21 protein-coding genes, 1 tRNA gene and 1 other RNA gene are annotated in these 24,544 nt (G+C 42.4%); 20 read left to right on the forward strand and 3 right to left on the reverse strand.

Features of this window, described 5'->3' with window-relative positions:
- Nucleotides 1–101: 101 nt before the first annotated feature.
- From Q0E19_RS03145 to tadA, 8 genes are all read left to right on the forward strand, one after another.
- Nucleotides 102–569 carry a sigma-70 family RNA polymerase sigma factor gene (locus Q0E19_RS03145; RefSeq protein ID WP_294407324.1) on the forward strand — a complete coding sequence of 156 codons (468 nt, stop codon included), beginning with the start codon at nucleotides 102–104 and terminating at the stop codon, nucleotides 567–569.
- Nucleotides 570–581: 12 nt separating this feature from the next.
- Complete coding sequence (locus Q0E19_RS03150) at nucleotides 582–2,177, forward strand: hypothetical protein (RefSeq protein ID WP_294407326.1); 1,596 nt, start codon at nucleotides 582–584, stop codon at nucleotides 2,175–2,177.
- 143 nt (nucleotides 2,178–2,320) lie between these two features.
- Nucleotides 2,321–2,746, forward strand: coding sequence for a 30S ribosomal protein S12 (gene rpsL, locus Q0E19_RS03155; RefSeq protein ID WP_294407327.1), 426 nt, complete (start codon nucleotides 2,321–2,323; stop codon nucleotides 2,744–2,746).
- Between the two features lie 185 nt (nucleotides 2,747–2,931).
- Nucleotides 2,932–3,402, forward strand: a complete 471-nt coding sequence (rpsG, locus tag Q0E19_RS03160) for a 30S ribosomal protein S7 (protein ID WP_294407328.1) — start codon at nucleotides 2,932–2,934, stop codon at nucleotides 3,400–3,402.
- A 21-nt stretch (nucleotides 3,403–3,423) separates the two neighbouring features.
- The gene (gene fusA, locus Q0E19_RS03165) at nucleotides 3,424–5,505 is read left to right on the forward strand and encodes an elongation factor G (RefSeq protein WP_294407329.1); all 2,082 of its coding nucleotides are present in this window, start codon (nucleotides 3,424–3,426) and stop codon (nucleotides 5,503–5,505) included.
- A 110-nt stretch (nucleotides 5,506–5,615) separates the two neighbouring features.
- On the forward strand, nucleotides 5,616–6,815 hold the full coding sequence (gene tuf, locus Q0E19_RS03170; RefSeq protein ID WP_294407332.1) for an elongation factor Tu: 1,200 nt from the start codon (nucleotides 5,616–5,618) through the stop codon (nucleotides 6,813–6,815).
- A gap of 139 nt (nucleotides 6,816–6,954) precedes the next feature.
- Complete coding sequence (locus Q0E19_RS03175) at nucleotides 6,955–8,112, forward strand: type II CAAX endopeptidase family protein (RefSeq protein ID WP_294407334.1); 1,158 nt, start codon at nucleotides 6,955–6,957, stop codon at nucleotides 8,110–8,112.
- Nucleotides 8,112–8,606, forward strand: coding sequence for a tRNA adenosine(34) deaminase TadA (gene tadA, locus Q0E19_RS03180; protein WP_294407337.1), 495 nt, complete (start codon nucleotides 8,112–8,114; stop codon nucleotides 8,604–8,606). Before Q0E19_RS03175 ends, tadA begins: the two co-directional genes overlap by 1 nt.
- Before the next feature lie 440 nt (nucleotides 8,607–9,046).
- Here the strand turns inward: tadA and Q0E19_RS03185 are convergent.
- Nucleotides 9,047–9,133, reverse strand: a tRNA-Leu gene (locus tag Q0E19_RS03185).
- Between the two features lie 203 nt (nucleotides 9,134–9,336).
- On the opposite strand from Q0E19_RS03185, the gene Q0E19_RS03190 reads away from it, so the two are divergent.
- From Q0E19_RS03190 to recR, 6 genes are all read left to right on the forward strand, one after another.
- Nucleotides 9,337–9,717 carry a response regulator gene (locus Q0E19_RS03190; RefSeq protein ID WP_294407340.1) on the forward strand — a complete coding sequence of 127 codons (381 nt, stop codon included), beginning with the start codon at nucleotides 9,337–9,339 and terminating at the stop codon, nucleotides 9,715–9,717.
- Nucleotides 9,718–10,602 (forward strand): chemotaxis protein CheX, encoded by an 885-nt coding sequence (locus tag Q0E19_RS03195; protein ID WP_294407343.1) that lies wholly within the window; start codon nucleotides 9,718–9,720, stop codon nucleotides 10,600–10,602.
- A 292-nt stretch (nucleotides 10,603–10,894) separates the two neighbouring features.
- An RNA gene (ffs, locus tag Q0E19_RS03200) (signal recognition particle sRNA small type) lies at nucleotides 10,895–10,994 on the forward strand.
- A 40-nt stretch (nucleotides 10,995–11,034) separates the two neighbouring features.
- Nucleotides 11,035–12,627, forward strand: a complete 1,593-nt coding sequence (gene dnaX / locus Q0E19_RS03205) for a DNA polymerase III subunit gamma/tau (RefSeq protein ID WP_294407345.1) — start codon at nucleotides 11,035–11,037, stop codon at nucleotides 12,625–12,627.
- A gap of 19 nt (nucleotides 12,628–12,646) precedes the next feature.
- Nucleotides 12,647–12,997 (forward strand): YbaB/EbfC family nucleoid-associated protein, encoded by a 351-nt coding sequence (locus Q0E19_RS03210; protein WP_294407349.1) that lies wholly within the window; start codon nucleotides 12,647–12,649, stop codon nucleotides 12,995–12,997.
- The gene (gene recR / locus Q0E19_RS03215; protein ID WP_294407352.1) at nucleotides 12,997–13,599 is read left to right on the forward strand and encodes a recombination mediator RecR; all 603 of its coding nucleotides are present in this window, start codon (nucleotides 12,997–12,999) and stop codon (nucleotides 13,597–13,599) included. The genes Q0E19_RS03210 and recR overlap by 1 nt, the downstream gene beginning before the upstream one ends.
- 59 nt (nucleotides 13,600–13,658) lie before the next feature.
- Here the strand turns inward: recR and Q0E19_RS03220 are convergent, their stop codons facing one another.
- The gene (locus tag Q0E19_RS03220) at nucleotides 13,659–14,969 is read right to left on the reverse strand and encodes a fibronectin type III domain-containing protein (RefSeq protein WP_294407355.1); all 1,311 of its coding nucleotides are present in this window, start codon (nucleotides 14,967–14,969) and stop codon (nucleotides 13,659–13,661) included.
- Between the two features lie 239 nt (nucleotides 14,970–15,208).
- On the opposite strand from Q0E19_RS03220, the gene Q0E19_RS03225 reads away from it, so the two are divergent.
- Nucleotides 15,209–16,273, forward strand: coding sequence for a branched-chain amino acid aminotransferase (locus tag Q0E19_RS03225; protein WP_294407360.1), 1,065 nt, complete (start codon nucleotides 15,209–15,211; stop codon nucleotides 16,271–16,273).
- Nucleotides 16,274–16,493: 220 nt separating this feature from the next.
- Nucleotides 16,494–17,495: a helix-turn-helix transcriptional regulator gene (locus Q0E19_RS03230; protein ID WP_294407365.1), complete on the forward strand. Its 1,002-nt coding sequence runs from the start codon at nucleotides 16,494–16,496 to the stop codon at nucleotides 17,493–17,495.
- Between the two features lie 64 nt (nucleotides 17,496–17,559).
- On the opposite strand, the gene mgtE is transcribed toward Q0E19_RS03230, so the two are convergent.
- The gene (mgtE, locus tag Q0E19_RS03235; protein ID WP_294407366.1) at nucleotides 17,560–18,924 is read right to left on the reverse strand and encodes a magnesium transporter; all 1,365 of its coding nucleotides are present in this window, start codon (nucleotides 18,922–18,924) and stop codon (nucleotides 17,560–17,562) included.
- A gap of 395 nt (nucleotides 18,925–19,319) precedes the next feature.
- On the opposite strand from mgtE, the gene ligA reads away from it, so the two are divergent.
- The 4 genes from ligA to gatB are packed head-to-tail and all read left to right on the forward strand — an operon-like array spanning nucleotide 19,320 to nucleotide 24,518.
- Nucleotides 19,320–21,299, forward strand: a complete 1,980-nt coding sequence (gene ligA / locus Q0E19_RS03240) for an NAD-dependent DNA ligase LigA (RefSeq protein ID WP_294407368.1) — start codon at nucleotides 19,320–19,322, stop codon at nucleotides 21,297–21,299.
- Between the two features lie 22 nt (nucleotides 21,300–21,321).
- Complete coding sequence (gene gatC / locus Q0E19_RS03245; RefSeq protein ID WP_294407372.1) at nucleotides 21,322–21,591, forward strand: Asp-tRNA(Asn)/Glu-tRNA(Gln) amidotransferase subunit GatC; 270 nt, start codon at nucleotides 21,322–21,324, stop codon at nucleotides 21,589–21,591.
- A gap of 12 nt (nucleotides 21,592–21,603) precedes the next feature.
- The gene (gatA, locus tag Q0E19_RS03250) at nucleotides 21,604–23,061 is read left to right on the forward strand and encodes an Asp-tRNA(Asn)/Glu-tRNA(Gln) amidotransferase subunit GatA (protein ID WP_294407375.1); all 1,458 of its coding nucleotides are present in this window, start codon (nucleotides 21,604–21,606) and stop codon (nucleotides 23,059–23,061) included.
- A gap of 17 nt (nucleotides 23,062–23,078) precedes the next feature.
- Nucleotides 23,079–24,518 carry an Asp-tRNA(Asn)/Glu-tRNA(Gln) amidotransferase subunit GatB gene (gene gatB / locus Q0E19_RS03255; RefSeq protein WP_294407380.1) on the forward strand — a complete coding sequence of 480 codons (1,440 nt, stop codon included), beginning with the start codon at nucleotides 23,079–23,081 and terminating at the stop codon, nucleotides 24,516–24,518.
- Nucleotides 24,519–24,544 lie beyond the last annotated feature (26 nt).

A 24,544-nucleotide genomic window follows, 5' to 3' on the forward strand; every position in this document is an offset into this window, starting at 1 on the left:
TTTAATCAGAGCTGCTGCAGTAAAATGCGGCGGCTCTTTTTTATAATGCAATGCAACCTTTTATGCTGTTCGTGCGTTTTAATTGGTAAGGGGTGATGAAGATGGATAAAAAATCCGAAAAAATATATGCTGATATAGTTGAGGAGTTTTCTGATATGGTCACACGGCTTTGTATCGTACATACGGGAAATTTTACAGACGCCGAAGACTGTTATCAGAATGTTTTCTTCAAATTGTTCAATGCTCTCGAAAAAGGAAGTATCCCCAATGTAAAAGCATGGCTTATAAAAGTCACTCTTAATGAATGCAGAAGTGTGCTGAGGTATCGGCTAAGAAAAAATACAGTAAATATCAGCGAGGTAACAGCTGCCGCAGAAGATAAAAGAGAATTTGAAATGCTGGAGCTTATTTACGGACTTCCGCCGAGATACAGAGATGTAATTTACCTTTACTATTATGAACAACTGACGATAGAAGAGATATCGTCAGTAACACGAACAAAAGAAAATACAGTGAAGTCGCAGCTTAAAAGAGGAAGAGAAAAGCTGAAAGGTCTTCTTGAAGAATGAAAGGAGCGCATTATGAAAAAGCTAACGGTTTTTGACAGGTATACGACACCAGAAGAATGGAAAAGACAAGCTCTTGAAAATCCGCATAAAGGTAAACCAAAACTTAAACGCTGGCAGTTTGCGGCAGCAGTGTGCACTACCTGTACAGTTATATTATGTATGGTCATGCTTCCTTATCTTAATAGTGCATATCAGTATGCAAATCAGCCTGAAAGACCTGAATCTGAGTTGTATGATTCGTCAACAGATAAAAGTATCGACCAGTCAAATGTAAAAAAGCGGATCGTAGAGAGAATGCGCAGTGACTTTGACTGTGTTGTCACGGGTCTAATACTGGGCGGCAATGAAAATACCTCACAAATTACTGTATATGTTACAGAAAAAGCTGAGGCAAATGTTAATGCTTCAATATTAGAAGGACAAATTTTAAATTTAAGCATACAGCCAACAGGCTGGCTTTATACAGAAAATTCAAAAACTTCCGGTCTTGTGGGAATTGAAAAAAATATTGGCAACCTTGCTGTATTTGGAATGAATTTCAGCAACACAGATGATATGAGAGATGATACAGCAGAGGGTTATGCCGATCTGGGAGCAGGAAATGACCCTATACTTGATGGAGTCATAGAAACAGCAGATCTGCTGACTAACAATGGAGAAGAAACATATTACGATCAGACAAAAGACGATATAGTTATAAATACTTTTGGACAGCATATGCAGCTCCAGCCTTTGATAACATATGAGACATCTTCATACAATATAAAGCCTATGAGTGCGATAAGTATTTGGTATCATGATAACAGCGGCAGCAAAGAATATAATGATGTTTACAGAATGGTTTATATTTTCAGAATAGAAGAAACAAACGGCGGTGCGATAAAAGGCGAGATCGAAAATATGGAGGGAAATGCTGTCCAGATCATAATGAACAGTCAGAATACCGAAGCAACATTTTCCGCAGCAGCGGATATCAGCGGAATGAATGCAAGTATTCAATACAGCGTAATGAAAGATCTAAAGGACGATACAGCTGTTTACCTGAAAGCGGAGGTAACTCCAAGAAGCCATGCAGAATATTTCACATATGCAGATATTGCTTTCTATTTTGGCAGCAATGACATTGACAATGTAATAGCAGATGATGAAGTAGGAGATGTTCTCAGCGAATGTGTAATTGACTACTGTTATCAGGATAAGAATGCAGAGCTTGACAACGGCAAGATACTTCCGAAAATTGAACTTGATGTACCTGATAATGCAGGGTTCAGTGCTGAATGTGTGAGAAGAAGCCTGTTATATTATGACGATGAAAATGGCAAAGTACGAACCATTAATTATGTTATAAAACTGGAATCTAATGATCCTTTGAACAATATGACATCCAATAATAGGACATCTGAGCTGAAATTCAATGATGAGATATGGCAAATGAATATTACCTGTGCGGATAATGAAAACAATGCAATAGATTCAGAGGCATATGTTATCTCCACAGAAGGCTTTTATAATGATACTGTGCAGTATATCACTTTTGATCTTAAGATAAATACTTCTGACGCAGATATAGCTGATATCACACCAATATTGCAGTTCGTACAGAAATAGAAACTTTAAATATTAATATAATGAAAATTTTTATTAGAATTTGATTTAATAGCTATTGACAAGCCTTATTGTATGGTGTATAATAAGCAAGTACGCTGATGCAAAAAGGGCGTATACTATAATTTTATGAAAGGAGAGAAAACATGCCAACCTTTAACCAGTTAGTAAGAAAGGGAAGAAATGTCCTCGCAGACAAGTCAACAGCACCTGCTCTTCAGAAGGGATTCAACTCAAAGAAGAAGACATCTATCGATCAGAGCTGTCCTCAGAAGCGTGGCGTATGCACAGTTGTAAGAACTGCTACACCTAAGAAGCCTAACTCAGCTATGAGAAAGGTTGCCAGAGTTAAGCTTACAAACGGTTACGAAGTAACTGCTTATATCCCTGGTATCGGACATAATCTTCAGGAACACTCAGTTGTTCTTATCAGAGGCGGACGTGTAAAGGACCTCCCTGGTGTAAGATATCACATCATCCGTGGTACACTCGATGCACAGGGCGTTGCAAAGAGAATGCAGGCTAGATCCAAGTACGGCGCTAAGAGACCAAAGGCAGGAGCAGCCAAGTAATTTACTGAAATAGCTCGATATTTAAAGGAATAACTCATTGCCGCATAAGCGGAGACCACAGTTTAAGTGGAGTGATTAACATAGATTAAGTAGCTCTGCAAGGAACTGACGGGGCTGCAGCGTATTTCGGTATGGCTGCAGAGCGAGTACCTATGAATTCATTATTTGTGAAGGAGGGAATTAAAGTGCCAAGAAGAGGTAGAGTTACTAAGAGAGACGTGCTTCAGGATCCAGTATACAATTCTAAGCTTGTAACACGTCTTGTAAACAACATCATGCTCGACGGTAAGAAGGGCGTAGCTCAGAAGATCGTTTACGGAGCATTTGAAATCGTTGAAGAAAAGACAGGTCGTCCAGCACTTGAGGTATTTGAAGAAGCAATGGATAACATTATGCCAGAGCTCGAAGTTAAGGCTCGCCGTGTGGGCGGTGCAACTTACCAGGTACCAATGGAGGTTAGACCTGACAGACGTCAGACTCTCGGTCTGAGATGGATAACAAAGTATTCTCGTGAAAGAAACGAGGAGACAATGAAGGAAAGACTTGCAGCTGAAATTCTTGACGCTCTTAACGGCGTTGGCGGTTCATGCAAGAAGCGTGACGACACACACAAGATGGCAGAAGCAAACAAGGCTTTCGCTCATTACAGATGGTAATAGTATAAAAGGAGGATATATATGGCAAGAGAATGTAAATTGCAGGATTACCGTAATATCGGTATCATGGCACACATCGACGCCGGTAAAACAACTACTACAGAACGTATCCTGTTTTATACTGGAGTAAACTATAAGATAGGTGAAACTCATGACGGAGCTTCAACTATGGACTGGATGGCACAGGAGAAGGAGAGAGGTATCACAATTACTTCTGCTGCTACTACTTGCTACTGGAAGGGTCACAGACTTAACATCATCGACACTCCAGGTCACGTTGACTTTACAGTCGAAGTTGAAAGATCCCTCAGAGTTCTTGATGGTTCTGTAACAGTTCTTTGCGCTAAGGGCGGTGTTGAACCACAGACTGAAACCGTTTGGAGACAGGCTGATAATTACAAGGTACCAAGAATGGTATATGTAAACAAGATGGATATCATGGGTGCAGACTTCTACAATGTTCTGAATATGCTTCATGAAAGACTTCAGTGCAATGCTGTTCCTATCCAGCTCCCAATCGGCTCAGAAGATGATTTTAAGGGTATTGTCGACCTTCTCGAAATGAAGGCATATATCTATTATGATGATCTCGGAAAGGATATCCGTCAGGAAGAGATTCCTGAGGATCTCAGAGAAAAGGCAGAGCAGTATCATACAGATCTTATCGAGCACCTCGCTGAGGTTGACGATGATATCGCTGAAAAGTACTTTGCTGATGAAGAGATCACGATCGACGAGATGAAGAAGGTTATCAGAAAGAGTACTATTGACAATACAATGGTACCTGTAACCTGCGGTACTTCATATAAGAACAAGGGCGTACAGAAGCTTCTCGATGCTATTGTTGATTATATGCCATCTCCGATCGATGTACCTCACATCAAGGGTGTTAACCCTGATACAGGTGAGGAGTGCGAGAGAATTTCCGGTGACAATCAGCCATTCTCAGCTCTTGCATTCAAGATCGCAACTGACCCATTCGTAGGTAAGCTTTGCTACTTCAGAGTTTACTCTGGTGTGCTTACAGCTGGTTCTACCGTTTACAACTCCACAAAGGACAAGGACGAGAGAATCGGAAGAATCGTTCAGATGCACTCTAACGACAGAAAAGATATCGATACAATTTACGCAGGCGACATCGGTGCTGCTATCGGTCTTAAGAATACAACAACAGGTGATACTCTCTGTGATGAGAAGAACCCTGTAATTCTTGAGTCTATGGAATTCCCTGAGCCTGTTATCCAGCTGGCTATTGAGCCTAAGACTAAGGCTGGTCAGGAAAAGATGGGTATTGCTCTTGCAAAGCTTGCAGAAGAAGACCCAACATTCAGAACTTATACTTCTGAAGAAACAGGACAGACAATCATCGCCGGAATGGGCGAGCTTCACCTCGAAATCATCGTAGACAGACTTCTCCGTGAGTTCAAGGTAGAGGCTAACGTTGGTGCTCCTCAGGTTTCTTATAAGGAAACAATCACTAAGGAAGCTAATGTTGACTACAAGTATGCTAAGCAGTCAGGTGGTAAGGGTCAGTACGGTCACGTTAAGATCAATGTATTCCCTAACGAGTCTGGTGCAGGCTACGAGTTTGTAAACAAGGTTGTCGGCGGATCAATTCCTAAGGAATATATCCCTGCTGTTGACGCTGGTATCAAGGGCGCTATGGAAAGCGGTGTACTCGCTGGCTTCCAGGTAGTTGACTGTAAGGTTGAGCTTTATGATGGATCTTACCACGAAGTAGACTCATCAGAAATGGCATTTAAGATCGCCGGTTCTATGGCGTTCAAGGAAGCTATGAGAAAGGCTAACCCAATCATCCTTGAGCCTATCATGAAGGTTTCAGTTATCGCTCCTGATGATTATCTCGGTACTGTTATCGGTGACCTTAACTCTCGCCGTGGACAGATCCTTGGTCAGGAACAGAGAACAGGTGCTGTTCAGGTTGACGCACTTGTACCACTTTCTGAAATGTTCGGTTACTCAAACGACCTCCGTTCAAAGACACAGGGTCGTGGACAGTACTCAATGGAGCCTCACAGCTATACACAGGTTCCTAAGTCAATTTCTGAGAAGATCATGTCTTCAAGAAATAAGGGCGAATAAGTTTTGTGTAAAAACTTTTAAAAAGCTCTTGCATTTCACAGAAATATTTGATATAATTATACTACGGTATGTTAATTTGAAAATAATTTATTTTAAGGAGGAAAATTCCTATGGCAAAGGCACATTTTGAAAGAACCAAGCCACACGTAAACATCGGTACTATCGGTCACGTTGACCATGGTAAGACAACTCTTACTGCTGCTATCACAAAGACACTCGCTATGCAGGGTCTTGCAGAGAAGAAGGATTATTCAAACATTGACTCTGCTCCAGAAGAGAGAGAAAGAGGAATTACAATCAATACAGCTCACGTTGAGTATGAGACAAAGAACCGTCACTATGCTCACGTTGACTGCCCAGGCCACGCTGACTATGTAAAGAACATGATCACTGGTGCTGCTCAGATGGACGGCGCTATCCTCGTAGTTGCTGCTTCTGATGGTCCTATGGCTCAGACAAGAGAGCACATCCTTCTCGCTCGTCAGGTTGGCGTTCCAGCTATCGTTGTTTTCATGAACAAGGCTGACCAGGTAGACGATCCTGAGCTTCTCGAACTCGTTGAGATGGATATCAGAGATCTTCTTTCTTCATATGATTTCCCTGGCGACGATACACCAATCATCGTTGGTTCTGCACTTGCAGCTCTTGAGGCTGGCGACGATCTTAACGATCCTGCTTACAAGCCAATCCTTGACCTTATGGACGCTGTTGACGAGTTCATCCCAACTCCTGAGAGAGATGACGCTAAGCCTTTCCTTATGCCTGTTGAGGATACTATGACAATTTCCGGTCGTGGTACTGTTGTTACAGGTAGAGTAGAAAGAGGCGTTCTCAACGTTGGTGAGGCTGTTGAAATCGTTGGTCTTAAGGAAGAGAAGATGAACACAGTTGTTACAGGTATCGAGATGTTCAGAAAGACTCTTGACAGCGCTATGGCTGGTGACAACATCGGTGCTCTTCTCCGTGGTGTTACAAGAGATCAGGTTGAAAGAGGACAGGTTCTCTGTAAGCCAGGTTCTATCCACCCACACACAAAGTTCGCTGGTCAGGTTTACGTTCTGAAGAAGGAAGAGGGCGGTCGTCATACTCCATTCTTCAACAACTACAGACCACAGTTCTATTTCAGAACAACAGACGTTACAGGTATCATCTCACTTCCTGCTGATAAGGAAATGTGTATGCCTGGCGATAACGTAACAATGGATGTTGAGCTTATCACTCCAATCGCTATCGAAGAAGGTCTTCGTTTCGCTATCCGTGAGGGCGGCAGAACAGTAGGATCAGGCGTTGTTACAGCTATCAACGAATAATCTATAAATATTAAAGCCAGGTCATTTGATCTGGCTTTTTTATATTTTTATTAACAATAAGTAAATTACCAGTTATATTCTTTATTTACCCCTGAATCTGTGCTATAATTAGCATATAAATGATTTGGGGGTATTTTTTTTGGCTGATAATAAAAGCAGCTTTGTTATAGATGTCGCTAATGACCGTACATATCAAAATCAGAATGATGAGTATAATAAAGCCTATGCAGCTTGGCGTTCTGACCCTGCTAATCCGTATGCATATTCTTTTGTTCATGATACAAGAGAACATTCTTATGTGGCAGGTGAGGGTTTCTTAAAACGCAGACCAGACGTTGCGGAACATATAGCTTTGTACAAATGTCTGGGACTGCTTGGTGTAATAATGCTTATTATGCTGGCTTTTGATGCCGTCAATTATGCAGTTATGCAGATATTCTTTTCTGAATGTACAGGCAACTTTGTGTATTTTTCGCAGAAAACTATGCCTGCCGCTGATGTTCCATTCAGCGCCGCCTGCATCTTTTCGATTATTGTTATTCTGAAATATCTTACTGCTATGCTGGTGTTCAAAGCCGCTACTAAAATTCCAAATAAAGTTGCTTTGGTGTACACAAAAGTTTCGTCACAGATATCACTGAATGCTGTGGCTATAATGTTTATGATCGTGGTCATCGGCAGGTGCGCAAATTATGTAATGTCACGCATTTCCGCATTGGTCAATGTTGATAATATCTATGTTTTTATGTTCCAAAGCAGTGATTACAGGGTCAGAATACTGTCTGCTGTGCTTAATTGCATTGCTCTTCCTGTGCTGTGCGAAATGTTTTTCAGGGGTTTTGTGCTTCAGACTTTCAGACAGTTTGGAGATTCTTTTGCTATTATTGTATCATGCTTTGTTTGCGGGCTTACTTTTTATGACGTTCCTTATATCTGCTATGCCATCAGCTGTTCCGCTCTGCTTGGTATTTTTACTATCAGAACAGGCTCAGTCTATGTGCCGATATTTATGCACATTGTTTCTACATCGTGTAATTATGTGCTTTCTGCCATTGCACTTACCAATACTTCAACGGGGCGGCTGCTGGAAATGGTGTGCTGTCTTACTATCACAGCCGCCGCTATTGCAGCGTTTTCAAAGCTTAATGAAAAGAAAAACTGGAGTTTTAACATAATGTCCGACCACTCACTAATGCCTTTTTCGAAAAAAATTAAAGTAATGCTGCTGACTAATACTATTGCTTTCTGGATAGTTGGCTGTGTAATAATGACAATTTTTATGGCGAGGATATTGTGATGGATCGTGACGAGATCTATATGCGCAAGGCTTTGGAGCTTGCAGAAATCGCTGCTGAACAGCTTGAAGTACCTGTCGGGGCAATAGTTGTCAAAAAGTCAACCGGCGAGATAGTTGGAAGAGGTTTCAACCGCCGTGAATATGGAAAATCTCCGCTGACTCATGCCGAGGTAATCGCCATAGATCAGGCAAGCAAAAAACTTGGCGGCTGGAGATTGATAGACTGTGAACTCTATGTGACACTTGAACCATGCCCCATGTGCGCCGGCGCAATTATAAATTCAAGAGTTGAGCGAGTTGTTTTCGGTGCATATGATAAAAAAGCAGGCTCGTGCGGTTCAGTCGTGAATCTGTTTGAACTGCCCTATAACCACAAACCCGAACTTGTCGGGGGAGTGCTTGAAACGGAATGTTCAGCCGTTCTTTCTGAGTTTTTTTCAAAACTGCGTAAAATCAAAAAGCTTAATAAGAAAGCTCCCGATGCTGAAAAGTGATATCGGGAGCTTTTAATTTATCATTATATAGTAATATTAAGAAATGTACGGTTTGCTTTAAAATTATTGCGAACCTCCCCAGCGGACACAAAAATACCCGATACTGCATAAGTAATATCGGGAATCGAGCCGTCCGCCCTTAGGACTAACTTAGTGTAAGCTATTACGAACCTGCCCAGCGGACACAAAAATACCCGATACTGCATAAGTAATATCGGGAATCGGGCCGTCCGCCCTTAGGACTAACTTAGTGTAAGTTATTACGAACCTTCCCAGCGGACACAAAAATACCCGATACTGCATAAGTAATATCGGGAATCGGGCCGTCCGCCCTTAGGACTAACTTAGTGTAAGTTATTACGAACCTTCCCAGCGGACACAAAAATACCCGATACTACATAAGTAATATCGGGAATTGGGCCGTCCGCCCTTAGGACCTATGGTGCCGGTGACCGGGGTCGAACCGGTACGGTATCGCTACCATCGGATTTTGAGTCCGACACGTCTGCCAATTCCATCACACCGGCATTTAACTTTATAATTATACCACAATCATATCTCTTTGTCAAGCAAAATTCAAAATACAGGTAATTTTTCACTTAAAAAAATATATGAAAAAATTATGCACATTTACTATTATTTTTGACCAAAAAACGTATTGATTTTTTACTTGAAATATGATAAAATGTATAAAGACGATGGTATTTGTCTGTGAAAGGGAGGATTTTTAATGAATATACAGGATCTTAAAGTTCTGATATGTGATGACTCAATGTTTGCGAGAAAGAAGCTTAATATGACTATCGCAGGATTCGGAGTCAAAGAGATTTACGAGGCAGCCGACGGAGAAGAGGCTGTTGCTAAGTATTGTGAGTATGAGCCTGACGTAGTGTTTATGGATATCATTATGCCAAAGATCACAGGTCTGGATGCTCTCAGACAGATAATTGATAAGTACCCAGACGCTAAAGTCGTAATGGCTTCTTCTGTTGGTACTCAGGGTCATCTGAAAGAGGCTCTTAAGGCAGGTGCAGCTGATTTTCTGCAGAAGCCTATTGCTGATGATGACGCAAAGACAATTCTTGAAAATGCTGCGAAAGGAGTTTTATAAATGTTTGCACAATTTTTCGGAGCATATCTCCTTAACAAAAAACTTGTTACTCCTGAAGAGCTGACACAGGCTTTTGAGGATAAGAACAAGACTCGTATGCGTCTTGGTGTCCTTGCAATAAATGCAGGACTTATGACCGCTGAACAGGTCGAGTATGTAAATGTGGCTCAGCAAAGCGTTGACAAGAGATTCGGCGACCTTGCCGTTGAGCTTGGCTACATAACAAAAGATCAGGTTGAGGAACTGCTTGCTCAGCAGCCTACCGAGTATCTTCTTCTCGGTCAGACACTTGTAAATAACGGCGCATTGTCAAACAGTGACTTTGAGGCTGCGATCAATGACTATAAAGCATCAAACCAGTTCAGCGATGAGGATCTTGTTGAAAATACATCTGAGTCTATCTCTAAGCTTGTTTCCGTATTCTATCACCTTGAAAAGGCTGAAAATGCCCGTGTGCTGACAAATTATGTTTCGATGCTCTTCAAAAATATCGTAAGATTTGTCGGCAGTGACTTTACTCCGCTGACATCTTCCGCTGTAAGAGATTTTTCTGCAAACTATCTTGTTACTCAGAAGATCACAGGCGGCGTGAATGGTATAACTTGCATAGCTGCGGATTCTGCTGAGTATCTTGAGTTTGCTAAGAGATTTGCAGGCGAAAGCTTTACTGAAGTCGATGATTTCGTAAATGAAACAGTAGGCGAGTTCCTTAATATACAGAACGGTCTGTTTGCTGTTAATGAGTCAAATGAAAACGGTCTGGAGCTTACTATGACTCCTCAGACAAGATCTTCTGACGGAAAGATCGTTTTTGAAAAGGCTGCTTTCAGCATTCCTGTTGCATTCAGCTTTGGTGAGATAGTGTTCATTATTTCTATCGAATAATTTTATATTTACTGTATTTGATATCGGCATTATATTTTGTGAAGTCTGCGGGTGTGAAAACGTCCGCAGATTTTCATGAAATGCGTGTCTGACTGCCCGATGCGGGTGCGATTTTCCATGATTTTAATAAATTTTGTAACAAATAAAATTTTTTCTGAAAAAAGCTTGAAATTTTCAGAAGAATGTGCTATAATTTATTAAGTGATTTGATGTAAGTCTTTTAAGGCTGAAATCATTGCGGAAATAATAGAAATATGTTTCGGAATGTTCCTCATCAATCCGAGATATAGGTGTGCGGGTCCTGTACAATGAAACGCTGTGAACCATGTCAGGCGGGGAACCGAGCAGCATTAAGCGGTCTGTTTCGTGTGTTACAGTTTCGCCTGCATGCCTATATGTCGGATTGATTTTTTATTTTAAGGATGTGAGTTAATGTATCAGGCACTATATAGAAAATGGCGTCCGAAATCTTTTGATGACGTTGTTTCTCAGCCGCACATTACAACGACCTTGAAAAATCAGATAATCAGCGGCAAAACTGCCCATGCTTACCTGTTTACAGGTTCAAGGGGTACGGGTAAAACTACCTGCGCAAGAATTTTTGCGAAAGCTATCAACTGTGAACATTCAAAGGACGGAGAGCCTTGCCTTGAATGTGATATCTGTAAAAATGCCGATAACGGCTCGCTGGCTGATATAATCGAGATAGACGCTGCTTCTAACGCAAGCGTCAACGATATAAGAGAACTTCGTGAAGGGGTAATGTTTACTCCTGAAATGTGCCGATATAAGGTGTATATAATCGACGAGGTTCATATGCTTTCTGCAGGTGCGTTCAATGCATTGCTGAAAACAATGGAAGAACCTCCTCCTCATGTCAAGTTTATTCTTGCCACAACGGAGATCCATAAAGTCCCTGCTACCATTATATCAAGATGTCAGCATTTTGACTTTAACCGCATACGCAATGAGGATATCGTTGCAAGGCTCAGCTATATTGCTGAACAGGAAGGTTTTACTCTTGCTCAGGACGCTGCCGAGCTTATCGCAAGACTTTCGGACGGTGGTATGAGAGATGCGCTTTCGCTGCTGGATCAGTGCGTTGCATTCAGCGATGATATAACCCTTGATGTCGTTTCATCTGCATCGGGTATTGCGGGAAGAGATTATCTTTTTGATATCATCGAGTGTGTTTCACAGAAAAATGCAGCCGAGGCTCTGCGTATCGTCAACAGACTTTACAGTATGTCAAAGGATCTTAAAGTCCTTGCAGGGGAATTGCTGGAGCAGATGCGTAATCTTATGCTTGCGTCAACTATCGACAACAGCAAGGATCTTATTACCTGTCTGCCTGACGAGTATGACAGACTGCTGAAAATATCTAAGCAGATATCCCTTGATGAGATACTGAGCAATATTGCGATTTTGCAGGAAAGCTCGGAACGTTTTGCTAAAAGCACTTCTAAGAGGATAGAGCTTGAAATGTGCATAATCAAAATGTGCGGCAACAAACCTGTCGGAAAGAATGGGGGAGGCCGTGCAGCAGGTTCGGCAGAGATGCAGGCTCTTATGCAGAGAGTTTCGCAGCTTGAAAGTGCAGCGGCTGAGGGAAAACCTCTCGGCAAACCTGTGCAGCAGGCGGAACAGCCTGTAAGACCGCAGCCTGACCCTGATTTTAAAAAGGTCAATACCGATGAAGTTCAGCCTCTTGAACAGTGGGATTCTATCGTCGCTCAGATAAGTGAGAAAGACCCGTCGATAAGCGGATTTCTTAAAAAGTCAAGAGCGTTCAGAATGCAGAATACGCTCTTCCTTATTGTGGACAACGATTTTTTCCTGAAACTTTTCAAGGAGTCGAATGCACCTGCCGTTATAAACGGTGTGCTTAAAAATAATTTTGGACAAACTTTCGCAATCAAGGTGAAGTCGGCCAAGAACGTAGCTCCGGAGGATACCGAAAATCCTATCAACAAGCTGCTTAAAAAGGCTAAAGAGCTTGATATGGAAGTTGAAATAAAAAAATAAATATAAGGAGTTTATTGCAATGAAAGCAAGAATACCAAACGGAATGGGCAAAGGTCCTTCAAACAATATGAATCAGATGCTTAAGCAGGCACAGAAGATGCAGGACGAGATCACAGCTCTTCAGGCTGACCTCGAACAGAGAGAGTTCACAGGTACAGCTGGCGGCGGAGTTGTTGAAGTAACTATCAACGGCAAGAGAAACGTTCTTAAGCTGGATATCAAGCCTGAGATCGTTGATCCTGAGGACGTAGAAACACTTCAGGACGTTATCATGAGCGCATTCAACGCAGCTGTTGCTAACCTTGATGAAGTAAGTGACGCAGAGATGCAGAAGCTTACAGGCGGAGTTTCATTCCCAGGTCTGTTCTAATGGCAGAAACTAATGCGCTTCCCCTTGTTCTTCTTACTGAGCAGTTTGCAAAGCTGCCGGGAATAGGTATGAAGTCTGCCCAGCGGTTGGCTTATTATGTCATGTCTATGAGCGAGGCTGAGGCTGACGCTTTTGCAGACGCTATCGTGAATGTACATAAAACGGTCCATCTATGCTCATGCTGTCAGAATTATACGGATAAGGAACTTTGTCCTGTCTGTTCTGATACAAGGCGTGACCATACTACTGTGTGCGTGGTGGAAAGTCCGAAGGATATTTCTGCTTTTGAGCGTACAAAGGAGTATAAAGGCGTGTACCATGTACTTCATGGATTGATCTCGCCTATCGACGGCATTACACCTGACAAGCTCAAGATCAAGGAACTTCTTGCACGGATCGGCAAGGACGGAGTGCAGGAAGTAATAATGGCGACCAACCCTACTGTTGAGGGTGAGGCTACGGCTATGTACATTTCAAAGCTGCTGAAACCTTTGGGAGTAAAGGTCACACGTCTGGCATTCGGTCTGCCTATCGGCGGAATACTGGAGTATGCGGACGAGGTAACACTTTATAAGGCTTTGGAAAACCGCAACGAAATATAAAAAATAACGGCTTCGGATATTTTCCGAAGCCGTTTTCGTATGTTATGCAAATTTATTTTTTATTTGTCTGCTGCCTTGCCGTTCATAATGTATGAAGCTCCGCCCCATGGGTTTGACTCGGAATACTTCACGCAGCAGTAGTACCAGTCACCGTCCTGACCGTAGTTGCCGCATTCCATAAGATATGAAGTGCTGCCTATCTTAACTTCGCCCCAGAAGTGCTGCCACTGGCTGCCGTTTTCATATCCACGATAACCCTGAACAAGATTAGCGTCATAGCCGAGGTAACACATCATAGCGACGAGAGCACCGTTGTACTGTACGCACTGACCTGCTCTGCTGTTGAATACTGCGTCAACATAAGATTTTGCCCATATGTCACTGTACTGAGGATGTCCATTCTTTCCGTCAGCGTATACAACATTCTTGTTTATCCACTGAAGTGTGTAATCTACCTTTTCACCCTTAGTCATAGATGAAGTGAAATGCTCGTCGGCAAATCTCTTGAGTGTCTGTATATCAGCGCTTGAAAGGTATTCTGTTGTTGTAACAGTCTTTTTGCCCTGTCTGTTGTAGAGCTTGTATGATTTTCTTGTGGAAGTAGTAGTCGCAGAGTTAAGACGTGAAAGAAACTTTGACGCACTTGGAACGTAGTTAAAGCTTACACCTGTTGTCTTTACAGTTCTTATGGTGCTGTATGTGCCGTAAGCCTTTTTGCCGTTCTCATCAACTGCTGTGGATCTTACCATGAACTCATATGATGTTCCTGCGTAAAGATTGCCGATCTTGTATGTATTTACGTTCTTATCGGTTATAGTCTTAGCCTTTCTCCAGTCGGAGCTGCCTTTTTCACGCATGAAAATTTCGTAGCCTGTTCCGCTGAGCTTGTTCCATATAAGGGTAACAGAACTGTTAGTCTTTGAGGCTGAAATAATTATGCACTGACCAGGCTTTGAAACCGTTTTGATCTCGCTGCTGTAATCACTGAAAACCTTCTTGCCGTTTACAAGCTTGTATGCTTTGATCTTAAATTTGTATTTCAGACCGGGAAGAGCGTCGCTTTTAAAAGAAACGGTTTTTGAATTTGTTTTGCCGACATTGAGCCACCTCGGACAGTTTTCACCGTAGCGGTAGATATAGTATCCGTCTGCACCTGAAACCTTGTTCCAGCTGATCTGTATACTTCTTTCAGCTGCTGTGTATCCTGTCTTGATAACAGGCTTGCTGACTGAAACAGCCTTTACGGAATATGCACTGTCTGCGCTGGCAGTAATTCCGCTCATGTACAGCGTTCCGCCAAGACCTGTTGCACCGACCGCAAAAACTGTGCAGACAGCTGCGGCTGCTGTGATCTTACTTTTTATGCTCATTTTTATCACTCCAAAAAAATATTTACATCATTATTTTATCATTTTAGCAGAATTTTGTCAATAGAATCCGAAAATTAAGGCTTTTAAACCTAATATTTATCACAAATGTCACGTTAAAATGCCAACAATGTGAAAAAATTTTTCAAAACCACTTGAAAAAATTTTTAAAACCTCTTGAAAATTAAGATAAAAAGTATTATAATAAAAGAAATGAAAATTAAGAAAGAAGGATTTTTGTTATGGAAATCAAAATTGAACTGACTAAAAATCCAAAGGAAAAGCCACAGGATGAAACTAAGCTTGGATTTGGTCATGTTTTCACAGATCATATGTTCGTTATGAACTATGACACAGGTAAGGGCTGGCACGATGCAAGGATCGTTCCTTTCGGTGAGATCTCACTTTCTCCGGCTGCTATGTGTCTGCATTACGGACAGGAGATCTTTGAAGGTCTTAAGGCTTACAGAACTGCTGACGGCAGCGTTCAGCTGTTCAGACCTCAGGAGAACTTCAAGAGAATGAATGTATCTGCTGAAAGAATGGTCATTCCTCAGATAGATGAAGAATTTATGGTAGAAGCGCTCAAGAAGCTTGTAAAGATCGAAGAAGATTGGGTACCGCACACAGACGGAGCTTCACTTTATATCAGACCTTTTATTTTTGCAGTTGATCCATATGTTGGTGTAAGACCTGCTGACCATTATCTCTTTATGATAATTCTCTCACCATCAGGTGCTTACTATTCAACAGGACTTAACCCTGTTAAGATCTATGTTGAGCAGAAGTATGTAAGAGCTGTAAGAGGCGGTACAGGTTTTGCTAAGACTGCAGCAAACTATGCTATCTCCCTTAAGGGACAGGACGAGGCTCATAATCAGGATTATGAGCAGGTACTCTGGCTCGACGGCGTTGAGCAGAAGTATGTTGAAGAGGTCGGTTCAATGAACATCTTCTTTGTTATCGACGGAGAAGTTATCACACCAAAGCTCACAGGTTCTGTTCTTCCTGGTATCACAAGAAAGTCTGCTCTTGAGATCTGCAAGAACAAGGGCTATAAGGTTTCCGAGAGAAGAATTTCTATCGAAGAGATCGCAAAGGCTTATGACGAGGGCAAGTTGGACGAGGTATTCGGTACAGGTACAGCAGCTGTTATCTCACCTGTTGGTCACCTTAAGTGGGGCGACAAGGTAATGACTATCAACGATAACAAGATAGGACCTATTTCACAGATGCTTTATGATACAATGACAGGTATTCAGTGGGGCAAGATCCCTGATGAGTACGGCTGGACAGTAAAGATCTGATTTTGATAAGTAAGTTCAAGCGTAAAGCGGCGGAGATTTTCCGCCGCTTTTTTTGTGTGGCGCAAAAGCTCTGAAACACCGTAAAATCGGGACTTGACTAACAGTCTACCTGTAAATTTGCCTGATTTCCTTGACTAAAAAGGCGGGGCAAAGTATAATGAAAATACGGAAAATGACATTGCAATGGTTCCGAGCATAACCACGAAAGGAATGGTCAAAAATGGAGGATAAAAAAACTCTGGGCAAATTTATACAGACAAAAAGAAAGGAAAATAATCTATCTCAGAAGGAGCTTGCCGCAAAGCTGTATGTTACGGAATCAGCCGTAAGCAAGTGGGAGAGGGGAATATCCTATCCAGATATAACAATGATATCAGGAATATGCAGTGCGCTTAATATATCTGAACACGAACTTTGTACCGCCAGCGAGGACTATCAGCAGAGAGAAACTGAACTTATGGCAAAAAGCTATAAACGATTTGTAAAAGGATATACGGTTATAACAGGTGCCTGTTACCTTGCGGCTATCATACCAAGTTTTATATATAATTTCATAAGCAACAAAACGGCAGGGTGGTTTTTCATTCTTCTGACTTCTCTTATGATGACATTTTCAGTAGTGAACATACCTGTTCTTGTGAGAAAGCATACAGCACTTGCTGTTTTCGGCAGCTTTTATATATCTCTTGACCTGCTGCTTGCGGCAGGCTGTCTGTACAGCGGCGGAGATTGGTTCTTGATGGCATTTCTCGGAATACTGCTTGCTGTGTGCATAGTGTTCCTGCCTTTCATATTAAGGTCAGATATTTTTGAGAAATATGTCAGAGGCAATAAAGGTCTTATATGCTTTACTGCGGATACTTTTGCGCTTTTCGCTGTTATTGCTTACGGAACATGGAAATATGGTTCAGCCTCAGCAATGAAAAGCGGACTTATTACAGCAGCCGTGCTTTGCTCTCTTTGCTGGATATGGTTCGCAGTTATACGTTATCTGAAAGTCAGCGGCTTTTTCAAAGCGGCGGTATGTATCGCCTCAGCAGGTGTGTATATGATCGCTGCTGACATAGTGCTTAACGCAGTTGATGCTAAAAATCAGATAGTTTTTATGCAGTTTAACGGCAAAGACAGAAGTGTGCTTGCCAGCGTTATAATAATGTCAGCTGCGGCTGTACTGGCAGCTGTAGGAGCAGTTTTAAAATTTGTGAAAAAGAAAGAGCAATAATAAAACGGATAATATGATACACAAAAACGGACGGAGAATTTTAGATTTCTCCGTCCGTTGATTTTTAGATATCAAATACAACAGTTGCCAGCGCAAAGAACATAAGGGTTGAACAGGTGTCAACGATAGTTGTGATAAGCGGTGCAGCCATTATAGCAGGGTCAAGTTTCAGCTTCTTAGCAGCCATAGGCAGCATTGCCGCAATAAGCTTTGAAAGCACTACTGTCAGCATTATAGCTGCACTTACAGTGAACGCAAGCTTGTAACAGTCTACTGTCGGGTTGTTGTGGTATACAAGTATGATCCTTCCTGCGTTGACTATGGAAAGAATTATTCCGCAGAGTATTGCAACACGAAATTCCTTGAACATAACTCTGAAAAAGTCACGCATTCGTATCTCGCCCAAAGCCATACCACGGATAACCAGAGTCGATGTCTGCGAACCGCAGTTACCGCCTGTTCCGCTCAGCATCGAAAGGAATGATACAAGCACAGGTACTGCCGCAAAGGCTTCCTGATACCTGTTTACGATAGCACCTGTAATGGTAGCCGAAAGCATAAGTACAAGCAGCCATACTATTCTGTTTTTAGCGTGAGTGAAAACCGATGTCTTGAAGTAAGAATCGTCACTGGGGGCAACGGCTGCGTACTTCATAAAGTCCTCTGTGTTCTCTTCCTGAATTACGTCCAGAGCGTCATCGTAAGTAATGATTCCCACCATACGGTTTTCCTTGTCAACAACAGGCATTGCGACAAAGTCGTATTTTGCGAACTTTGCAGCAACAAGCTCCCTGTCCTCTAGTGTGTCAACAGAAATTATGTTTGTGTCCATTATGTCAGAGATCTTATCCTCTTCATCAGCTGTGATAAGATCCAGCACCGAAAGAACGCCGATAAGCTTTCTGTTCTCCGTTACATACAGCGTGTAAACAGTTTCCTTTACCATTCCGACATGGCGTATCCAGTCAAGAGCCTCTTTTGCGGTATACTCCTGCTTGAGATACACATACTCTGTGGTCATGATAGAACCCGCAGAGTCCTTCGGATATTTAAGTATCTGATTTATCTGCTTTCTTGTTTCAGCGTCAGCAGATTTAAGGATACGGGATACAACATTCGCAGGCATCTCTTCGATCATGTCAACCGTATCGTCCACATACAGATCGTCAATAACGTCCTGCAGCTCCTTATCAGTAAAGGAGTTGATGAGAATCATCTGCATATCGCTGTCCATATATGAAAATACGTCAGCGGCAACATCTTTATTGAGAAGTCTGAAAAGCACTATAAGCTCGTGAGTTTCAGCCTCGTGGTCATCATAAAAACGCTGCAAAAGCGCAGCAACGTCCGCTTCATTCATATCAATGAATATCTCACGGATCTTTTTGAAATTTCTGTCGTTAAGTAGTTTTAACACATTATCATACATAACTTAACCCTCCCGATTTTGTAGGATCACCATGCAGATTACTGTGAATCACAAGCAGACGCTGCTGCTCTGTATTCGGGGTAATCGGCTATTACAGGCATCGTCCACTAAAAAACACACTCCTTAATTAACAGTTATTTGCAGATATAAAGCTGTAAACACCATATATCGCATACTATTTAATTATAACCCCAAAAGACAGTTTTGTCAACGGAATACACTAAGTTCAAAATAATTTAAAATCAGCGCAATATTTTCACAAGTTCCGCTGATATGCCAGATGTGAACAAAAATAAAACAGTATGTCTTTTTAAGGGATTTCTCTGTCGGCACTTGTAATTCGCAAGAAAATATGGTATAATAATTTTATAATTTTGTGAAAGGCAGATATTTTTATGATAGATGAAAGCTCCGCAAAAATACGGATAGATGAGCTTGTTGAAAAGCTTAATTATCATGCACATTTGTACTATGTGGAGGACAGAAACGAGATCTCTGACTATGACTACGATATGCTCCAGCAGGAATTGAGGGAGCTTGAGGGAAAATATCCGCAGTTTATCCGTAAGGATTCGCCGACTCAGCGTGTTGGCGGCGAGGCGATATCCATATTTGAAAAGGTCGAACATACCGTTCAGATGGGATCATTGCAGGACGTTTTTTCTTTTGAACAGGTCAGAAGTTTTGTTGATACTGTAAGGCAGACCGTTGACGATCCGAAGTTCGTTGTTGAGCCTAAGATAGACGGACTTTCCGTTTCACTTGAATACCATGACGGCGAGTTTGTTATAGGTTCTACCCGTGGCGACGGATTTATCGGTGAGAACGTTACGGAAAACCTTAAAACTGTAAATTCAATACCTCTGAGCATTCCCGAAAAGCTGCCGCTTATCGAGGTCAGAGGTGAAACATATATGCCGAAAAATGTTTTCCTTAAGCTTATAAAACAGCAGGAGGAAAACGGTGAGCAGACATTTAAAAATCCGAGAAATGCTGCTGCAGGTTCGTTAAGACAGAAAAATCCGAAGATAGCCGCAAAGCGTAAGTTGGATATTTTTGTTTTTAATGTTCAGCGTATAGAGGGGAAAGAACTTACTTCACATAAGCAGTCGCTTGATTACCTGAAAGAGTTGGGATTTAAAACTATTCCCGATTATCGTCTGGTGAATACCGCTGATGAGATAATCGAAAGAATAAATGAGATAGGCGAAAAGCGTTTTGAACTGCCTTATGATATCGACGGAGTGGTAGTCAAGGTAGATGATTTTGCTCAGCGTGAGATACTCGGCGCAACAGCAAAAGTTCCTAAGTGGGCGGTGGCGTATAAATTCCCGCCGGAGGAAAAAACATCAAAGCTGCTTGATATAGAACTTAACGTTGGAAGAACGGGAGCTGTAACTCCTGTGGCGGTGTTTGAACCTGTCTTTCTGGCAGGAACGAGCGTGTCGAGGGCAACGCTCCATAATCAGGATTTTATCAACGAAAAGAATATTTCTGTCGGCGATATTATCAAAGTCCGCAAGGCAGGGGATATTATTCCTGAAGTCCTCGGAGCGGTGGAGAAACACAGCGAAGGTGCATATACTCTCCCCGAAAACTGTCCAGACTGCGGCACAAAGCTTGTAAAGTCTGAGGACGAGGCGGCGGTTAGATGTCCGAACGTTGAATGTCCTTCCCAGATATTCAGAAGTATCGTTCATTTTGCGTCTAAGGGTGCAATGAACATTGACGGACTTGGCCCGCAGATAGTTAAAACTCTCCTTGACAATAAGCTTATAAGCTCGGTGGCTGATCTGTATGCGCTTACTGCTGACAAACTGCTGGAACTTGAAAACTTCAAAGAGAAATCGGTAAGCAATCTTCTTAACGCTATCGAGAACTCAAAGTCCAATTCTTTGGACAGATTGGTGTTCGGACTGGGCATAAGAAATATCGGTCAGACTTCCGCAAAGCTGCTTTGTGAAAAGTTCGGGGATCTGGATAATATCATAAATGCCTCTGCCGAAGAGATAGCTGAGATAGACGGTTTCGGCGAAATAATGGCTCAGAGCGTATGCAGGGCTTTCCATGAGGAGCATATGCTTGCGCTTGTAAAACGGCTCGAAGAATGCGGTCTTAACACTAAATATGAGAAGATACAGCAGGACAGCCGATTTGAAAATATGACTTTTGTGCTGACGGGAACTCTTCCTACTTTGAAACGCAGCGAGGCTAAAGAGCTTATAGAGCGTTTCGGAGGAAAGGCAAGCGGCTCGGTGTCTAAAAAAACCACCTACGTTCTTGCAGGTGAGGAGGCAGGCAGCAAGCTTGACAAGGCTCAGCAGCTCGGTATAGAGATAATCACAGAGGATCAATTTCTCGATATGATAAAATAATATATATTAGGAGGAATGTAAAATGAACATTGACATTAAACACATCGCAAAGCTTGCACGTCTGCGTATAGAAGACGATCAGCTTGAAAAGTTTGAGTCAGAAATGCAGGGCATTGTAAATATGGTGGAAAAACTTCCTGATATCAACGATGAACTTGTACTTGACGCAAGCAATCCTATGAAGCTTCGTAAGGATGAGGTTGCCGACAAGAAGTTTACAAGACAGGAGCTTATGCAGAACGCTCCTAAGGTAAAGGCAGGCTGTCTGGTCGTGCCTAAAACAGTTGAGTAAGGAGTGTTGAAGTTGGAACTATTTAAGAAAAATGCCTGTGAGCTTTCTGAAATGCTGAAAAATAAGGAGATCAGCTCAACAGAGCTTACAAAGTCAGTTTTTGACAGAATAAAAGCGGTTGAGGGCAAGGTAGACGCTTACCTCACACTTAATGAAGAAAATGCCATGGCACAGGCTGCCGATATCGACAGCAAGCTTGCCGCAGGGGAGGAGCTTTCTCCGCTGGCAGGTATACCTGTGGGAATAAAGGATAATATCACAACAAAGGGACTCAGAACTACCTGTGCATCAAGAATGCTTGAAAATTATGTTCCTCCGTTCAACGCTACCGCAATGGAAAAGGTGCTTGACAGCGGTGCAGTGATAACAGGAAAACTTAATATGGACGAGTTCGCTATGGGTTCTTCAACAGAAAACTCATACTATAAGCCTACAAAAAATCCTTTCGATACAGACAGGATACCAGGCGGTTCATCAGGCGGTTCAGCTGCCGCTGTTGCAGCAGGAGAGGCAGTAGTTACCCTCGGTTCAGATACAGGCGGATCTATCAGACAGCCTGCGTCATACTGCGGTGTAGTTGGTCTTAAGCCAACATACGGCGCTGTTTCAAGATATGGTCTTGTTGCATTCGCATCATCTCTCGACCAGATCGGACCTCTCGGCAAGTGCGTAAAGGACGTTGCTATGGTTCAGTCGCTTATCGTAGGTCATGATAAGCTTGACGCTACCTCTGCTTACAGAGAGTACCCTAACTATGAGTCACAGCTCAAGGCTGACCTCAAGGGACTTAAGATCGGTCTTCCTAAGGAGTATTTCGGCGAGGGAATAGATCCTTTTGTAAAGCAGTCTGTACTTAACGCAGTAAAGGAAATGGAAAAGCAGGGCGCTGTTGTAAAGGAGATATCGCTTCCGTCAACAGACTATGCGCTTTCATCATATTACATCATCTCATCAGCCGAGGCATCATCAAACCTTGCAAGATATGACGGCGTAAGATACGGTTTCAGAGCCGAACAGTTCGACGGACTTACAGATATGTACGAAAGAACACGTTCAGAGGGATTCGGCGACGAGGTAAAGAGAAGAATAATGCTCGGTACTTTCGTTCTCAGCTCAGGTTTCTATGACGCTTACTATAAAAAGGCTAAGCTGCTCCAGAGAAGGATACAGTCTGAGTTCGCTCAGCAGTTTGAGGATATCGACGTTATCGCTGCTCCGACAACTCCTTCAACTGCATTCAAGATCGGTGAAAATACAGGTGATCCTCTTAAGATGTACGCTACCGATATATGCACAGTAACAGTAAATATAGCAGGACTTCCTGCAATGAGCATTCCATGCGCATATGACAACAACGGACTTCCTGTCGGTCTTCAGCTTATCGGCAACAGGTTCACAGAACAGACGCTTTTGAATACCGCTTATGCTTACGAAAATATTGTAGGCGGATTTAAAATGCCTGAGCTTTAAGATAGGAGGTCATTATAATGGTAAAAGGCTATGAAGTCGTTATCGGTCTTGAAGTTCACGCTGAGCTTAATACCGAAACAAAAATATACTGCAGCTGTAAAAACCAGTTCGGTCTTGAGGTAAACTCACAGGTTTGCCCTATCTGTATGGGTATGCCAGGTACGCTGCCGACACTTAATGAAAAAGTCGTTGATTATGCTATAAGAATGGGACACGCTCTTAACTGTTCCATAAACAGAATATGCAAGCAGGACAGAAAAAACTATTTCTACCCTGACCTGCCAAAGGCATATCAGATATCACAGGCTGAAGTTCCGCTTTGTGAAAACGGATATGTGGATATTCTTGTGGACGGCGAGGAAAGAAGGATCGGCGTTACAAGGATCCATATCGAGGAGGACGCAGGAAAGCTGCTCCACTCAGATAAATTCGACGGAGTTTCACTTGTTGACCTTAACCGCTGCGGCGTACCGCTTATCGAGATCGTATCAGAGCCTGATATGAGATCATCTGCCGAGGCAAAGGTTTACCTTGAAACGCTCAAATCAATTCTCCAGTATCTCGGCATATGCGACTGTAAGATGCAGGAGGGTTCTATCAGATGCGACGTAAACGTGTCTGTTCATAAGCCCGGTGAGCCTATGGGTACACGTTCTGAGATGAAGAACGTAAACAGCTTCTCCGCTGCTGTAAGAGGCATCGACTACGAAGTTGAAAGACAGATAGCTGTCCTTGAAGCAGGCGGAACTATCATTCAGGAAACTAGACGTTGGGACGATGTAAAGGGCGAGAGCATTTCTATGCGTTCAAAGGAGGACGCACAGGATTACAGATACTTCCCAGAGCCAGACCTGCTGACTATCGTGGTCGAGCAGGAGAGAGTGGACGAGCTGAAAGCTACTATCCCTGAACTGCCGAACATAAAGATACTCAAATATGTTAAGGAATTTGGTCTTAATATAAAGGACGCAACATTCATTGCTGAGTCAGTTGAGCTTGCAGGATTCTTTGACGCTTGTATGGCTAAGGGCAAGTTTGCTGCAAAGTGCTATACCACATGGATACTGGGAGAGCTTGTAAAGTTCATGAACGAAACAGGAAAGACTCTTGCAGATACAAAGCTTACACCTGATAATCTTACAGACCTTGCAGAAGTTATCGAGAACAAGACTATCTCAAATGCAGGCGGCAAAAAGGTATTCGCTGTACTGCTTGAAGAGGATAAGCCTGTTGCTGAAATTATCAAGGAGCAGGGACTTGCTCAGGTTTCAGACGAGGGTGCTCTGGAGAAGATAGCAGACGAAGTTCTCGCAGCAAATGAGAAGTCGGTAAATGACTATAAGGGCGGAAAGACAAACGCTCTCGGCTACCTTGTCGGTCAGTGTATGAAGGCTTCAAAGGGCAAGGCAAATCCGGGAAAAATGAAAGAGATCATTCTGAAAAAGATCGAGGGATAATCAAAAATCGAGCGATCTTAATAAAA

Source organism: uncultured Ruminococcus sp., assembly GCF_934476685.1.
GTDB lineage: Bacteria > Bacillota > Clostridia > Oscillospirales > Ruminococcaceae > Hominimerdicola.

Coding starts and splice junctions, on each gene's coding strand:
- Q0E19_RS03145 (WP_294407324.1), top strand. CDS start 102: ATGGATAAAAAATCCGAAAAAATATATGCTGATATAGTTGAGGAGTTT.
- Q0E19_RS03150 (WP_294407326.1), top strand. CDS start 582: ATGAAAAAGCTAACGGTTTTTGACAGGTATACGACACCAGAAGAATGG.
- rpsL (WP_294407327.1), top strand. CDS start 2,321: ATGCCAACCTTTAACCAGTTAGTAAGAAAGGGAAGAAATGTCCTCGCA.
- fusA (WP_294407329.1), top strand. CDS start 3,424: ATGGCAAGAGAATGTAAATTGCAGGATTACCGTAATATCGGTATCATG.
- tuf (WP_294407332.1), top strand. CDS start 5,616: ATGGCAAAGGCACATTTTGAAAGAACCAAGCCACACGTAAACATCGGT.
- tadA (WP_294407337.1), top strand. CDS start 8,112: ATGGATCGTGACGAGATCTATATGCGCAAGGCTTTGGAGCTTGCAGAA.
- Q0E19_RS03190 (WP_294407340.1), top strand. CDS start 9,337: ATGAATATACAGGATCTTAAAGTTCTGATATGTGATGACTCAATGTTT.
- Q0E19_RS03195 (WP_294407343.1), top strand. CDS start 9,718: ATGTTTGCACAATTTTTCGGAGCATATCTCCTTAACAAAAAACTTGTT.
- dnaX (WP_294407345.1), top strand. CDS start 11,035: ATGTATCAGGCACTATATAGAAAATGGCGTCCGAAATCTTTTGATGAC.
- Q0E19_RS03210 (WP_294407349.1), top strand. CDS start 12,647: ATGAAAGCAAGAATACCAAACGGAATGGGCAAAGGTCCTTCAAACAAT.
- recR (WP_294407352.1), top strand. CDS start 12,997: ATGGCAGAAACTAATGCGCTTCCCCTTGTTCTTCTTACTGAGCAGTTT.
- Q0E19_RS03220 (WP_294407355.1), bottom strand. CDS start 14,969: ATGAGCATAAAAAGTAAGATCACAGCAGCCGCAGCTGTCTGCACAGTT.
- Q0E19_RS03225 (WP_294407360.1), top strand. CDS start 15,209: ATGGAAATCAAAATTGAACTGACTAAAAATCCAAAGGAAAAGCCACAG.
- Q0E19_RS03230 (WP_294407365.1), top strand. CDS start 16,494: ATGGAGGATAAAAAAACTCTGGGCAAATTTATACAGACAAAAAGAAAG.
- mgtE (WP_294407366.1), bottom strand. CDS start 18,924: ATGTATGATAATGTGTTAAAACTACTTAACGACAGAAATTTCAAAAAG.
- ligA (WP_294407368.1), top strand. CDS start 19,320: ATGATAGATGAAAGCTCCGCAAAAATACGGATAGATGAGCTTGTTGAA.
- gatC (WP_294407372.1), top strand. CDS start 21,322: ATGAACATTGACATTAAACACATCGCAAAGCTTGCACGTCTGCGTATA.
- gatB (WP_294407380.1), top strand. CDS start 23,079: ATGGTAAAAGGCTATGAAGTCGTTATCGGTCTTGAAGTTCACGCTGAG.